15 protein-coding genes are annotated in these 13,114 nt (G+C 70.9%); 5 read left to right on the top strand and 10 right to left on the bottom strand.

Annotated elements, in window-relative coordinates:
* Positions 1-29 precede the first annotated feature (29 nt).
* From AB0M83_RS31355 to AB0M83_RS31345, 3 genes are read right to left on the bottom strand one after another with little or no spacing between them, the layout of a single operon-like run.
* Entirely contained in the window at positions 30-1,640 is a 1,611-nt protein-coding gene (locus AB0M83_RS31355; RefSeq protein ID WP_364522324.1) for an ATP-binding cassette domain-containing protein, read from the bottom strand.
* Positions 1,637-2,698: a CbiQ family ECF transporter T component gene (locus AB0M83_RS31350; RefSeq protein WP_364522322.1), complete on the bottom strand. Its 1,062-nt coding sequence runs from the start codon at positions 2,696-2,698 to the stop codon at positions 1,637-1,639. Before AB0M83_RS31350 ends, AB0M83_RS31355 begins: the two co-directional genes overlap by 4 nt.
* On the bottom strand, positions 2,688-3,326 hold the full coding sequence (locus AB0M83_RS31345) for a hypothetical protein (protein WP_364522320.1): 639 nt from the start codon (positions 3,324-3,326) through the stop codon (positions 2,688-2,690). Before AB0M83_RS31345 ends, AB0M83_RS31350 begins: the two co-directional genes overlap by 11 nt.
* A gap of 77 nt (positions 3,327-3,403) precedes the next feature.
* On the opposite strand from AB0M83_RS31345, the gene AB0M83_RS31340 reads away from it, so the two are divergent.
* The 3 genes from AB0M83_RS31340 (at position 3,404) to AB0M83_RS31330 (ending at position 5,952) form a co-directional block, all read left to right on the top strand.
* A complete protein-coding gene (locus AB0M83_RS31340; RefSeq protein ID WP_364522318.1) occupies positions 3,404-4,309 on the top strand; it encodes a Gfo/Idh/MocA family oxidoreductase in 906 nt (301 codons plus the stop codon).
* Between the two features lie 152 nt (positions 4,310-4,461).
* On the top strand, positions 4,462-5,016 hold the full coding sequence (locus AB0M83_RS31335; protein WP_364522316.1) for a VanZ family protein: 555 nt from the start codon (positions 4,462-4,464) through the stop codon (positions 5,014-5,016).
* Between the two features lie 180 nt (positions 5,017-5,196).
* Positions 5,197-5,952, top strand: coding sequence for a GNAT family N-acetyltransferase (locus AB0M83_RS31330; protein ID WP_364522314.1), 756 nt, complete (start codon positions 5,197-5,199; stop codon positions 5,950-5,952).
* Here AB0M83_RS31330 and arfB read toward each other — a convergent pair.
* From arfB to AB0M83_RS31300, 6 genes are all read right to left on the bottom strand, one after another.
* Entirely contained in the window at positions 5,949-6,365 is a 417-nt protein-coding gene (gene arfB, locus AB0M83_RS31325; protein WP_364522332.1) for an alternative ribosome rescue aminoacyl-tRNA hydrolase ArfB, read from the bottom strand. The genes AB0M83_RS31330 and arfB overlap by 4 nt on opposite strands.
* Positions 6,366-6,414: 49 nt before the next feature.
* Positions 6,415-7,485, bottom strand: coding sequence for a phosphoribosylformylglycinamidine cyclo-ligase (purM, locus tag AB0M83_RS31320; RefSeq protein ID WP_364522312.1), 1,071 nt, complete (start codon positions 7,483-7,485; stop codon positions 6,415-6,417).
* A gap of 27 nt (positions 7,486-7,512) precedes the next feature.
* Complete coding sequence (gene purF / locus AB0M83_RS31315) at positions 7,513-9,039, bottom strand: amidophosphoribosyltransferase (RefSeq protein ID WP_364522310.1); 1,527 nt, start codon at positions 9,037-9,039, stop codon at positions 7,513-7,515.
* Positions 9,040-9,157: 118 nt separating this feature from the next.
* The gene (locus AB0M83_RS31310; RefSeq protein ID WP_364522308.1) at positions 9,158-9,463 is read right to left on the bottom strand and encodes a hypothetical protein; all 306 of its coding nucleotides are present in this window, start codon (positions 9,461-9,463) and stop codon (positions 9,158-9,160) included.
* On the bottom strand, positions 9,450-9,689 hold the full coding sequence (locus tag AB0M83_RS31305; protein ID WP_364522306.1) for a DUF397 domain-containing protein: 240 nt from the start codon (positions 9,687-9,689) through the stop codon (positions 9,450-9,452). Before AB0M83_RS31305 ends, AB0M83_RS31310 begins: the two co-directional genes overlap by 14 nt.
* Positions 9,690-10,006: 317 nt before the next feature.
* Positions 10,007-10,885 (bottom strand): helix-turn-helix transcriptional regulator, encoded by an 879-nt coding sequence (locus tag AB0M83_RS31300; protein ID WP_364522304.1) that lies wholly within the window; start codon positions 10,883-10,885, stop codon positions 10,007-10,009.
* A 200-nt stretch (positions 10,886-11,085) separates the two neighbouring features.
* On the opposite strand from AB0M83_RS31300, the gene AB0M83_RS31295 reads away from it, so the two are divergent.
* Entirely contained in the window at positions 11,086-11,883 is a 798-nt protein-coding gene (locus AB0M83_RS31295; protein ID WP_364522330.1) for an SAM-dependent methyltransferase, read from the top strand.
* Between the two features lie 13 nt (positions 11,884-11,896).
* Here AB0M83_RS31295 and AB0M83_RS31290 read toward each other — a convergent pair whose 3' ends face one another.
* On the bottom strand, positions 11,897-12,277 hold the full coding sequence (locus tag AB0M83_RS31290) for a sterol carrier family protein (protein ID WP_364522302.1): 381 nt from the start codon (positions 12,275-12,277) through the stop codon (positions 11,897-11,899).
* Between the two features lie 61 nt (positions 12,278-12,338).
* On the opposite strand from AB0M83_RS31290, the gene AB0M83_RS31285 reads away from it, so the two are divergent.
* The gene (locus tag AB0M83_RS31285) at positions 12,339-13,037 is read left to right on the top strand and encodes a type VII secretion system-associated protein (protein ID WP_364522299.1); all 699 of its coding nucleotides are present in this window, start codon (positions 12,339-12,341) and stop codon (positions 13,035-13,037) included.
* The last annotated feature ends 77 nt before the right edge of the window (positions 13,038-13,114 follow it).

Raw genomic sequence — 13,114 nt, 5'->3', positions numbered from 1 at the left:
CCACCCGCCCCCTCCCTCCGCCTGCCTCCTCATGCCAGCGCTTCCGCGACCTCGTCCACCGTCAGCCATCGCTGCGGTGCCAGGATCTTCGCCACCTGCGGGGCGAACGCCGGCGAGGCGACGATCACCTCCTTCGTCGGGCCGTCCGCGACCACCTCTCCCTCGGCCATGACCACCACGCGGTGCGCCACCGTCGCCACGAACTCGACGTCGTGGGTGGCCAGCACTACCGCGTGGCCCTGCGAGGCCAGCTCTCGCAGGGTCGCCGCGAAGCGCCTCTTCGCGTGGTAGTCAAGGCCGCGGGTGGGCTCGTCGAGCAGCACGACCGGCGGGGCCGATGCCAGCTGGATCGCCAGCACCAACGCCAGTCGCTGCCCTTCCGAGAGGTCGCCGGGGTGCGCTTCACCGGCGATCCCGGGGGCGAGCCGGTCCAGCAGGGCCCGGGCCGTCCCCGCTGGGACCTCCGATTCGGTGTCGGCCTGTACGCACTCGGCGTCGACCGAATCGAGGTACAGCAGGTCGGCCGGGGTCTGCGGGACCAGCCCGACGCGCTGACGGGCCACTCGTGGCTTGAGCGACGCGGGATCCACGCCACCGACGTCGACCTTCCCCGCCAACCTCGGGCCGCTGCCCTGCACCGCCCAGAGAAGCGACGACTTGCCGGAGCCGTTGCGTCCCATCAGCGCGACCACTTCCCCCTGCCCGACGCGCAGGTCCACCCCGCGCACCGCCAGGACATCGCCGTACCGCACCACCACCCCTCTCACGTCCAGTGCTCGACCGGTCACCGAGAGACTAGAACCCACCACCGACAATTTCCGATCGACCAGCGAGAGCCGGGTCCGCAACGGCCCCGCGACCCGCCGCGCGTCCCGCACCGACAACGGCAGCGGCGACCACCCCGCCAGCCGCCCCAGCTCGGCGATCGGCGGCGCGATCGACGACGTCGCCAGGATCTCCGCCGGCGGGCCGGACCGCACCGAACCGTCGCCCGGCAGGTACAGCACCCGGTCCGCGTACTGCGCCACCCGCTCCATCCGGTGCTCCGCGACGACCACCGTCGTCCCGAGGTCGTGCACCAGCCGGGTGATCGCCGCCAGCACGTCCTCGGCCGCCGTCGGGTCCAGCGCCGACGTCGGTTCGTCGAGCACCACGACGGACGGGTGCGCCGTCAGCACCGAACCGATCGCGACGCGCTGCTGCTGCCCGCCCGAATGGGTCCGAAGTGGACGGTTACGCAGTTCGGCGATTCCCAGCAGGTCAAGGGTTTCCTCGACGCGCTTGCGCATGACGTCCGGCGCCACCGCGAGCTGCTCCATCGCGTACGCGAGCTCCTCCTCGACGGTGTCGGTCACAAAGCCCGAAAGCGGGTCCTGCCCGACGACACCGACGACCGATGCGAGCTCCCGCGGCGGGTGCGAAGCGGTATCCAGCCCGCCCACCAACACCCGCCCGGCCAGCCGACCACCCGTGAAGTGCGGGACGAGCCCGTTGATCGCGCCGAGGAACGTCGACTTACCGGCTCCGGTCGGCCCCGCGACCAGGCACAGCTCGCCCTCCTCGACCTGCAGCGAGACGTCCGAAAGCACCGGCCGCGACGCGTCCGGGTAGGTCACCGTGACCCGCGAGAACTCGATCACCGGGCGACCCCCGGCGAAGCGGGCGCCACGAACGCAGGCACCACCGCGACGAGCAAGGACAGCACGTGGACCAAGGAAACCTCCGGCCACCGCAACGGGCTCAACGACGGGTACAGGTTCGCCGGATCGACCTGAGCGGAAAGGAAAAGCGAAACGCACGACCCGATCCCGGCGAGCACGATCAGCGTCTCCGGCCACCGCCACGGGTCCGGCCGGTACGCCGTCCGCCGCACGCGCCGCCCGCCGAGGACGAACCCCACGACGGCCACCACCAGCCCCGCCGCCAGCAGGGGCACGCCGAGCCACGACGAAGTCCCGTCGAGCACCCCGTAGACGCCGACACACACTCCGACCAGCCCGAACAGGACACACGACGCGATCAGCGCCCGCACACCCGGGCTCAGGTACGCCCGCCGCCCGTAGCCGCGGGAGTCCATCGCGGCCGCGAGCCGCAGCGACCGGTCCATCGCGTCCTCCAGCACCGGCACCACGATGCCCTTGACCGCCCGCAGCCCGCGAGTCCGCCCTGCCCGCAGCCGCCGGGCCCGCCGCACGCGCTGCACGCTTTCGACGAGCTGCGGCGCCACGGTCAGCGCGACCGTGACTGCCGTACCCACCTCGTACAGCGCCCCGGGAACCGCTTTGAGCAGGCGTTTCGGGTTGGCGAGGGCGTTCGCCGCGCCGACGCAGACGACCATCGTCGCCAGCCGCAGGCCGTCGTAGAACCCGCCGAGCAGCGCCTCCGCGGACGTCGGCCCGAGCAGGGACAACCCGGCGGTCAGCGGGATCCGCGGCAGGGCCAGGAGCACGTGGCCGCCGTCCTCGCCGCCGACCAGGATCCGGAACAGCACGCGGGAGGCCACGATCAGCGCGCCGACGTACGCGTAGAGCCGGAACGCCAGCGCCCACGGCGCGTCACTCCGGCGGTTCGCGACGACGAACCCCGCGACGGCGATGATCAGGCCGAGCAGCAGCGGGTTCGTCGTCCGGCTGGCGGCGACGGCCAGCGCGAGCGCCCAGACCCACCAGGCGCCGGGGTGCAGCGCCCTACTGCCCACGCTGACGCCGGCGCCGCGACGCGACGAACACCCCCGCGACGGCGAGCAGCAGGATCACGACGCCGCCGAGCACGAATCCCCAGGGGAACGAGCTGTCCTCGCTCGCCGGAGCAGGAGCCGGCGAAGCGGCCTGCCGCACCGGCGCCACGCGCGGCGGCGCCGGCAGGTCGTTCGCCGACTTCGGCCGCGCGAACGCCCAGCCCTCGAACCCGTTCGGGGCCGGCTTCGACGTCTGCGCACCCTCCTGGCTCGACTCCCAGGCACCGCCCGCCGACGCGTGCCAGTAGCTCCAGTACGCCGTCGCCGACGGCATCCCCGCGCACGACTCGACGTCCGGACCCGGCTTGCCGTCGATCCGGCAGGCCACGGCCAGGCCGTACTTCTGCGAACCGGCGACGTCGATGCCGGCCTCCTGCAGGGCCGCGACGCCGTTCGCGGGGGTCCCGGGGGCGCAGCGGATCAACGGCGCGGGGCCCAGGTCGCCGAAGTCGACGACCACCGTGACCCCGCCTCCCTCGGCGCAGGACCCCTCGGTCCCCGTCGCCGACGCAGGCGTGGCCCCCGCGAGGCAGGCGGCCAGCAAGAAGCCGCAGGCGGCGGAGAACCGGGCGAAGCGCGAGGCGATCATGCAGGCACTTTAACCAGGACGGCGTCCCCCGAAGGTGCGGTTCCGGCGCGACGAGCGACACACCTAGACTGCGGGCCGTGGGACAGCTCATCGCGGACGGACAGCTGCGCGTCGGCCTGATCGGCGCCGGCCCGTGGGCGACGACCATCCACGCGCCCGGCCTGGCGGATCACCCCGGCACGGCGCTGACCGCGGTCTGGGCCCGGCGGCCCGAAGCCGCGCAAGCGCTTGCGGACACGCACTGCGCGGCCGCCGCGAGCAGCGTCGAGGAGCTGTTCGAGCAGGTGGACGCGGTCGCACTGGCGGTTCCGCCGGCGATCCAGGCCGAACTGGGCGTCCGCGCGGCCGAGGCGGGGAAGCACCTGATCCTGGAGAAGCCGATCGCCGCCGACCTCGCCGGTGCGCAGCGGCTGGCCGACGCCGTCGCGGCCGCCGACGTCGCCGCGCTCGTCGTGCTGACCCTGCGGTATTCGGCTCAGACCCAGGAGTGGCTCGCCGGCCTCGCCCAGGCGGGCGGCTGGGCCGGAGGCGGCGCGCGCTGGCTGTCCGGCGCCCTGCTCGGCGGCCAGTACGCGACGTCGGAGTGGCGCCAGGACGACGGCGGCGCGCTGTTCGACATCGGCCCGCACGCCCTCGACATGCTGGACGCCGCCCTCGGCCCGATCACCGAGGTCGTGGCGGCCCGGCGGAGCCCCGGCGACCTCTGGCACCTGATGCTGGCGCACGAAAACGGCGTGGTCAGCACCGCGACGTTGTCGCTGCGGCTGCCGGTGCAGCCGACCGTCGTCGAGGTCGCGGTCTGGGGCCAGCACGGATACCGGACACTCGGGCGCAAACCGGGCTCGGCGCAGGAGTCCTACACCGCGCTGCTGGACGACTTCGCGGCAATGATCGCCAGCGGCACCACGACGCACCCCTGCGACGTCCGCCGTGGTCTGCACCTGCAGAACCTCCTGGAGCAGGCCCGTCGGCTGGCCGAGTAGTACACAGGCCCGCATCGCGGGTTTGTGTTGTGAAGTAAGGCTTCCTCACAAACTCGCCGAATTCATCCACAGGGTTGTCCACAGGCTCCACTGTGGACGGTTTGCCTCCTGACCGAACCACGGACGGACAACCGCCGCCACCGCAAAGGCGCATGGATGTCCTGCTGCGCGCCTTCTGGGGGATGATTCCGGTTTGGTTCATCGCGCTGCCCTATGCGCTGATCGCCTGGCCACTGGTCGCCGCACGTCGGCGGCGAAGACTGCCCGCCCGCTACGCGACCGCGACAGCCGGCGTCGACAGCGCCGCGTGCCTCGTCGCATTCCTGGTGTTGTGCCTGGTCACGATGCCGGTCGGCACCTCCGGCGAGAGCACGCTCGACCTCGTTCCCGGCGCCGACATCACCGCTGCCTTCGGCGACGGATCACTCTGGCAGGTGATCGGCAACGTCCTGCTGCTGTGTCCGCTCGGCGCGTTGCCGCCCGGCCGGGTGACCTCGACCGACGACGTCCTGCTGAACACGGCGGGCGCGACGCTCGGCGCGGCCCTCAGCCGCCGCGGCTGGCGGGCGCTCGATCCGCCACCGGTGCCCGTGGCCATCCCGGTGCAACGCCGGGCGATCTGCCATGCTCCGACGCTCCGGATGCGGGTTCCGCGTTTGGCCTGGGACACGCGGTACGCGTCGATCGCGCACCCCGACCGTCGGTAATGCGCTTGCCCGCCGTGCCAAGATGGCCGGGAAGAGTCCCTTCGAGTCAAGGAATGACCGCCTATGCCTGGCGCCGCTCTCGGCGTCGGCCCCCGCTAGGCCCGACGCCCGGCGATCCGCCCGCATGCCCGTCCGGGGCTGCGGTTCCTTGACATGCTCTCGAAAGGCTCCAACCCAGCAATGTCTGCTATTCAGACCTATGTCCGCAAGACGGCGCCGCGCGGCCGGAACACCGAGCAGGTCGGGCCCTTCCTGGCCACCTACTCGCCGGGCACGGCCCATCCGATGCTCAACTACGCGATCCCGGACGACGGCGCGAAGCCGACGGCGGCCGAGATCGATGCCCTGACCGAGGCGTTCCGGCGGCGGGGCCTGCTCCCGCGGCTCGAGTACTTCACCGACGTCGCCCCCGATCTGGAAAACCTGCTGGTCGAGGCGGGGTACGGGCTCGAACGGCGGGTGCCGCTGATGACCTGTTCCCCGGCCGGCTTCGTCGACCACCCCGCCCCGGCTGGTTACGCCGTCCGCGAACCGGCGTCCGACGAGGACTACCGGCGGATGCGTGCGGCGCAGAACCGCGCGTACGGCGAACCGGACACGGAGGTCTCCGACGAGGACGTCGAGAAGGCGAAGAAGAGCAAGGCGGCCGGGGTCGTCTCCGCACTCGTCGAGCACCTGGCCACCGGCGAGGTCGTCGGCGGCGGGGTCGCCCTCGAGATCGTCGACGGCACCACGGAGGTCGCCGGCATCGGCGTGCTCGACGCCCACCGCGGGCGCGGGCTCGCGGCCGCGCTCACCGCGTTCCTCACTCGGGACGCGCACGCCAAGGGCGCGCACACCGCGTTCCTGACCCCCGGTGACCTGGGGATCGGGCGCATCTACGCCCGTGTCGGCTACCAGCCGGCCGGCGAGTGCGTGCACATCTCGCTGGCCTAATCCTCGAAGCGGCCGGAGCGGCCTCGTTTCACGTCGCTCCGGCGCTTCTTCGACGCCAGGCGACGCTCCTTCGAACCGCGAGACGGCTTCGTGGGGCGTCGCTTGGCGGGCGGCGGCGCCGACGCGTCGAGCAGCAGGTTCGCCAGGCGACCGCGGGCCGCTTCCCGGTTCTGCAGCTGTGAGCGGTGCTCACTGGCCGCGATCGTCAGGACGCCGTCGACCAGCCGCGGGCCGAGCCCGGCCAGGACCCGCTCACGCAGGTGCTCCGGGATCGACGGCGACGCGGCGACGTCAAAGGACAACTCGACGCGCGAGTCGGTGGTGTTCACGCCCTGCCCGCCCGGGCCGGACGAGCGCGAAAAGCGCTCGCTCAACTCGGCTCCCGGGATCGTGAACCGGGAGCCGATCACCACGTCTTCGGCTGCCACGTCAACCAGTGTGACAGCCGCGATCAAGTTCGTTTCAGAAGCGCGGGTGATCGCCGGAGAGCACCGCGCGCGGACCGTCGACGTCGTCGGCGGGCTGGACGTCGCCCAGGACCCACGCCGGCTGGTGCCGCGCGGTCAGCATGGCCAGCGCCCGGTCGACGTCCTCGGCGCCGACGATCGCGACCATGCCCACGCCCATGTTGAACGTCTTCTCCAGCTCGGCCCGCTCGACCTTGCCGCGCTGGCCGATCAGCGCGAACACCGGCGCCGGGGTCCAGGTGCCGCGGTCGAGGCGGGCGACCAGGCCGCGCGGCATGACGCGGGCCAGGTTCGCCTCCAGGCCGCCGCCGGTGATGTGCGCGAACGTCCGGACCTCGGTCTCGGCCGCGAGCGCGAGGCAGTCCTTGGCGTAGATGCGCGTCGGCTCCAGCATCTCCTCGCCGAGGGTGCGGCCGAACTCCTCGACGTGCCCGCCGAGCGGCATCCGCGCGATGTCCAGCAGCACGTGCCGGGCCAGGGAGTAACCGTTCGAGTGCAGTCCCGACGAGCCGAGCGCGAGCACGACGTCACCGGGGCGGACCTTCTCCGGCGAGAGCAGCTGGGACGCCTCGACCACGCCGACGCCGGTGGCCGACATGTCGTAGTCGTGCTCGCCCATCATCCCCGGGTGCTCCGCGGTCTCGCCGCCGAGCAGCGCGCAGCCGGCCTGGACGCAGCCTTCGGCGATGCCGCCGACCAGCGCGGCGATCTTCTCCGGGTGCACCTTGCCGACGGCGATGTAGTCCTGCAGGAACAGCGGCTCGGCGCCGGTCACGACGAGGTCGTCGACGACCATGGCGACCAGGTCGATGCCGACCGTGTCGTGCTTGTCCAGCGCCTGCGCGACCGCGATCTTGGTGCCGACGCCGTCGGTCGACGACGCGAGCACCGGCTCCTTCCACTTGTCGAGCTTCAGGGAGAAGAGCCCGGCGAAACCGCCGACGCCACCCATGACCTCGGGGCGCGTGGCCCGCTCGGCGTGCGGCTTGAGCAGCTCGACGGCTTGGTCGCCGGCGTCGATGCTGACGCCGGCGGCGGCGTACGTGGCGCTCGTGGACTCGCTCACGGTGGAAGGACTCCCTACTGGAAGGACTTAGGGACGCCGGACGGCGTCCTCGGCACCGTACCCGGCGGAGCTGACCGGGGTTGCCGCGCCATTGACCGAGTCGAGGCTTTCGAGCAGGTGCTTCCCGATCAGCGCGTCTTCGGGCAGCGGGATCGGGTACTCGCCGGAGAAGCACGCCGTGCAGAGCCGCGACTTCGGCTGTTCCGTGGCCGCGACCAGGCCGTCGAGGGAAATGTAGCCCAGGGAGTCGGCGCCGATCGAGCGCCGGATCCCGTCGAGGTCGACACCGTTCGCGACGAGCTCGGCCCGCGACGCGAAGTCGATACCGTAGAAGCACGGCCAGCGCACGGGCGGTGACGCGATCCGGACGTGCACCTCGAGCGCGCCGGCCTCCCGCAGCATCCGGACGAGCGCGCGCTGGGTGTTGCCGCGGACGATCGAGTCGTCCACCACGACCAGGCGCTTGCCGCGGATGACGTCGCGCAGCGGGTTCAGCTTGAGCCGGATGCCCAGCTGGCGGATCGTCTGCGAGGGCTGGATGAACGTGCGCCCGACGTAGGCGTTCTTGACCAGGCCGGTGCCGTAGGGGATGCCGGAGCCCTGGGCGTAACCGATCGCGGCCGGCGTGCCGGACTCCGGCACCGGCATGACCAGGTCGGCCTCGACCGGCTGCTCGCTGGCGAGCCGGCGGCCGATGTCGACGCGGGTGGCGTGCACGCCGCGGCCGGCGATCGTGGTGTCGGGGCGGGCGAGGTAGACGTACTCGAAGACGCAGCCCTTGGGGTCCGGGCTCGCGAACCGGGAGGAGCGCAGGCCTTCGGCGTCGATCGCGATGAGCTCGCCCGGCTCGACCTCGCGGACGAAGGACGCGCCGACGATGTCGAGGCCCGCCGTCTCGCTCGAGACGACCCAGCCGCGCTCGAGCCGGCCGAGCACGAGCGGGTGCACGCCGTGCGGGTCGCGCGCCGCGTAGAGCGTGTTCTCGTCGGCGAAGACCAGGCAGAAGGCGCCCTTGAGCGTGGGCAGCAGCTCCATCGCGGCGGCTTCGATGCCCTTGTCGGCGGCGTTAGCCGCGAGCAGGCCGCAGACCAGGTCCGAGTCGCTCGACGAACCGGTCAGGCCCGCGTGCGGCTTGAGCCCGGCGGCGATGGTGCGCTCGCGCAGCTCGGCCGTGTTGACGAGGTTGCCGTTGTGCGCGAAGGAAAGGCCGCTGCCGGTCGCGGTGGTGCGGAAGATCGGCTGGGCGTTCTCCCAGATGGTGGCGCCGGTGGTCGAGTACCGGCAGTGCCCGACGGCGATGTGCCCCTGCAGCGACTGCAGGATCTGCTCGTCGAACACCTGGCTGACCAGGCCGAGGTCCTTGAAGACCACGATCTGCGAGCCGTCGGAGACGGAGATGCCGGCGGCCTCCTGGCCCCGGTGCTGCAGGGCGTAGAGGCCGTAGTAGGTCAGCTTCGCGACTTCTTCCCCGGGAGCCCAGACGCCGAAGACGCCACACTCCTCACGGGGTTCCGGGTCGGGCTGGTCGGACACGACTTGCGGGTCGGAAACCACCGAGGAGCTCCTGGGAAGACGTGGTCAGGCCAGTTTTCAGTGTAGACGGTGCGGACATGAGCCAGGCCCCGCCCGGCGTGGTACTGACCACTTCGGACGGGGCCTGAAGTCCGCCTGCCTAGCAGGCATCCGGCAGCGAGAGGATCTCCGTGAGCACTTGCGCGCCTTCGCCGCGGCGGCGCCACAACCAGCGCTCCGGCTCGAAGATGTTGTCTTCGGTGCCGGGCATCCGGGTCGCCACGACGTCGTCTTCGGCGTTGAGCCGGACCACGTCCACCACGTCGTCGTGCACCCGCACACCGACGACGGCGAGTACTTCGCCGCGCTCGTCGGCGGGGTGGACGAACTGGTAGCCGCGAGCCACCAGTTCCTGCAGTCCGGTTTCGATGTCGAAGACGGCGGCGACGGCCTCAGCCGAGGACATCGTCGAACTCGCCGTCCTTCGCGCCGGCCAGGAAGGCCGCCATCTCCGCCCGCGTGTAGACGAGCGCCGGACCGGTCGGGAAGCGCGAGTTGCGCATCGCGATCTCACCGGAGGACAACGGCGCGACCTCGACACAGTTGCCGACCGAGCCGCTGTAGCTCGCCTTGCGCCATGCGGCCCCGGAAAGCCGATCGGCCGGGATGCCGTTCTCGAATCGCTCAGCCATGGGTCCCACCTCTCGCTGCGGAAAACCTTGAGGGCCAGCGCATATGCATGTGCATTTGCCCGCGTATCGGAGGCTAGCACGTGTGCTTGCAACGGTAAATGCACGTGCAGAATTTCTTGCAAAGTTCTCGGACGGTAAAGGATCACCAGGTCACGGTTAACCTATCGGGTGATAGTAAGGGACTCTAATGGGTTAACAACTACGTGCAGTTACCGCTCATCGAGGCATGCCGTGAGGGGCCGGACGGGTCATGGAGACCGACAGTGATCATCTGACGGACGTGGCGACACCGGCGGGCCGGTTCACCAGGGACGTGCTCAGATCTCCGCGCGCCGCTTCGCGAGCAGGGCGCGGCTCCGCTCCGGCGTCTCGGCGTCGACGGCCAGCATGTCCAGCGAGCGGCTGTACTTTTCGATCTCTTCGCGCTTCTCGATGTAGTGCGCGCCGGTCAGGTACTCGACGTACGCGATGTTCGGCAGTTCCGGTTCGCCGAACCGCAGCAGCGAAAACGCGTGCTCCGCGGACAGCCCGCTGCGGGAGTACGGGAGTATCTGCACCGACACGTGCGGCAGCGCGCTCATCTCCAGCAGGTATTCGATCTGCTGCTTGAGTACTTTCATCCCGCCGATCGGCCGGTGCAGGACGGACTCGTCGAGCACCATCCACACCCGGGGCGCGTCCGGCCTGCTGAACATCTTCTGCCGCCGCATGCGCAGCGCGACCAGCTGGTCGACGCGCTCGTCGGCCATCTCCGGGCGGCCGTGGCTGAAGATCGCCCGCGCGTACCCCTCGATCTGCAGCAGCCCCGAAACGTACAGCGGCTCCCAGATCTGGATTCGCGCGGCGGCTTCTTCGAGGCCGACGAGGTCGGTGAACCAGTTCGGCATCGTGTCGCCGAAGCGCCGCCACCAGCCCGGCTCGTTCGACTGCTTGACCATGTCGAGGAACGTCTGGCGCTCGTTCGGGTCCTCGACGCCGTACATCGTCAGCAGGTCGGTGACGTCGCGTTCCTTGAAGCCCACCCGGCCCAGTTCGAGGCGGCTGATCTTCGATTCGGACCCGCGGATGTTGTACCCGGCCTGCTGGCGGGTGATGCCGGCCTCTTCACGGAGGCGCCGCAGCTGCGAGCCCAAGATCATGCGGCGCGCAGTGGGGCCGATGTTCTGTTCTCCTGCGGACGCGTTCACCGCGTTCATTCCCGGACCTTCCGCGCTCACGTCACCAGGGGGTTCTAGCCCGACTACTGAAAGTACACGCTAACCCGTCCTGCGCAAAGAGGTGACCCGGTTTACCCCATGCGCGCGTCGGCCTACTCTACGTAGAGTACGAGACTTTCGACACAGAACTTGCGAGGTTCATCATGCCCGACGCCGCGACCCGGACCGAACGAGTTCCCGTGGGGGTCGACCCGACCCGAGCGAGCATCGCGCGCGTGTACGACGCCTTCCTGCTCGGGAAGGACAACTACGAGATCGACCGGGAGGTCCTGCACAAGGTGCAGCAGGCCGCTCCGGAGGCCCAGGACCTCGCGTTCGAAAACCGCGGGTTCCTCATCCGCGCGTGCCGGTTCCTCGCCGGCCAGACCGGCATCACCCAGTTCCTCGACCTCGGCTCCGGCCTCCCGACCGCCGAGAACACCCACCAGGTCGTCCAGCGGATCAACCCGGAGACCAAGGTCGTCTACGTCGACAACGACCCCGTGGTCCTCGCCCACGGCCGCGCGCTGCTCGAAGAGAACGAGCACACCCACTTCGTCGCGGAGGACATCTTCGAGCCGCAGCGGATCCTCGAAAACGAGATCGTCCGCGAGCACATCGACTTCACGCAGCCGCTCGTGCTGCTGCAGATGGGCACCCTGCACCACTTCAAGGGCGACGACGACCGGCCGGCCGAGATCATGCGGGAGTACGTCGACGCGCTGCCGTCCGGCTCCTTCGTCGGGCTCAGCCACTTCTTCGACCCCGAAAACGAAGACTCCGCGACCGCGCGCCGCATGGAGGACTTCTTCCTGCACAGCCCGATGGGGTCCGGCACGTTCCGGACGCAGAAGGAGATCGAAGCGCTGTTCCCCGGCCTCGAGCTCGTCGACCCCGGCGTGACCCTGTGCGCCGACTGGTGGCCGGACGGCCCGCGGCTCAAGGAGCTCAACGTCGCGCAGCGGACCATCGCCGGCGGCGTCGGCCGCAAGCCTTAGGCACCTTCCTCCGTCAAAGGCGGACGAGGGGGAGCCAGTGGGAAAGGTCGGCCCGGGTGCCCGACGCGGACACCCGGCCGTCCGCCACCGCAGTGGTCCAGTCCACCCGGCCGGTGGCCAGTTCAAGCCACGTGCGCGGGTCGGTTTCGATCACGTTCGGCGGGGTGCCGCGCGTGTGCCGCGGGCCGTCGACGCACTGCACCGCCGCGAACGGCGGCACGCGGACCTCGACCGTGCGGCCCGGCGCGTCGGCCGCGAGCGCGCGCAGGCTGAGCCGGACCGCCGCGGCCAGTTCCGGCCGCGCCGGATCGGGCGCGTCGCCTTGCAGCCACGCGGAAATCGCCAGCACCGCCGCACGTAACTGTCCGGGGTCGACCGAACGCGAAGAGGCCATGGCCAAACAGTAGAGTGGCGCACCAAGAGTCTTCAGGCACACCCGAGAACGTGGGGATGAGATGGCGCAGCGGGACGAGGCGGATCGGATGGTTTCGCAGCAGCCCACCGGAAGCGGACCCGATCGCCCCGGCAAGCACAGCAAGCACAACCGGGCCGCGCGGCGCGGCGGGCAGCAGGCGCGGCGCTCCGGCAAGCACGGCACGCCCGAGATCACCGCGGAGATGCGCGAGAACGCCCGCGCCAACCCGGACAGCTGGCTGTACGTCATCGACGAGGCCTTCGACCCGAACGGCCCGGTGCCGTCGTGGGCGGTCGTCGGGGCCTACCCGGTGAACGGCGCGGGCGACGTCGTCGCCGACTTCCACCCCAACGACCGCTACCGGCCCTCGCCCAAGGCGCTCGGCTTCCCGGAGCCGTCGAACGACCTCGAGCAGCTGCTGCAGCTCGTGCGCACCGAGCACCGGCCGCCGTCGGACCTGCCGAAGGTCGTCCTCGACTCGACGCTGTTCGTCTACGCGATGTCGCCGGTGCAGCGCACCGTGATCGGCTTCCACAACACCGACGGCCGGGTCATGGTGCCCGCCTACACCCGCAAGGCGCTGGTGCCGCGCGAGTGGCCGCACGCCCGGGCCGTGCTCGGCCGCGACATCGTCAGCCTGCTCGGCGGGCACCCCGTCGCGATCAACCCGCACGACCTGATCACGGCCGTCGTCCCGGCCGAGCACCTGCTGAAGGCGCTGGCCGACGAACGGCGCTGACCTGCGGTTCTAACTCCATCGGGTGACCACCCGAGTCGCCGATCGGGCGACTCGGGTGCATGGTGAGGCTGGAAAAG

The sequence above is a fragment of the Amycolatopsis sp. NPDC051106 genome (assembly GCF_040682775.1).
Classification (GTDB): domain Bacteria; phylum Actinomycetota; class Actinomycetes; order Mycobacteriales; family Pseudonocardiaceae; genus Amycolatopsis.
The sequence above is the reverse complement of the archived record's forward strand: the minus strand, read 5'-3'. Positions and strand labels throughout refer to the sequence as shown.

What these genes read in the sequence shown, in the direction of transcription:
- AB0M83_RS31345 (WP_364522320.1), bottom strand. Translation starts at nt 3,326, where the DNA reads ATGATCGCCTCGCGCTTCGCCCGGTTCTCCGCCGCCTGCGGCTTCTTG.
- AB0M83_RS31335 (WP_364522316.1), top strand. Translation starts at nt 4,462, where the DNA reads ATGGATGTCCTGCTGCGCGCCTTCTGGGGGATGATTCCGGTTTGGTTC.
- AB0M83_RS31330 (WP_364522314.1), top strand. Translation starts at nt 5,197, where the DNA reads ATGTCTGCTATTCAGACCTATGTCCGCAAGACGGCGCCGCGCGGCCGG.
- AB0M83_RS31310 (WP_364522308.1), bottom strand. Translation starts at nt 9,463, where the DNA reads ATGTCCTCGGCTGAGGCCGTCGCCGCCGTCTTCGACATCGAAACCGGA.
- AB0M83_RS31305 (WP_364522306.1), bottom strand. Translation starts at nt 9,689, where the DNA reads ATGGCTGAGCGATTCGAGAACGGCATCCCGGCCGATCGGCTTTCCGGG.
- AB0M83_RS31300 (WP_364522304.1), bottom strand. Translation starts at nt 10,885, where the DNA reads ATGAACGCGGTGAACGCGTCCGCAGGAGAACAGAACATCGGCCCCACT.
- AB0M83_RS31290 (WP_364522302.1), bottom strand. Translation starts at nt 12,277, where the DNA reads ATGGCCTCTTCGCGTTCGGTCGACCCCGGACAGTTACGTGCGGCGGTG.
- AB0M83_RS31285 (WP_364522299.1), top strand. Translation starts at nt 12,339, where the DNA reads ATGGCGCAGCGGGACGAGGCGGATCGGATGGTTTCGCAGCAGCCCACC.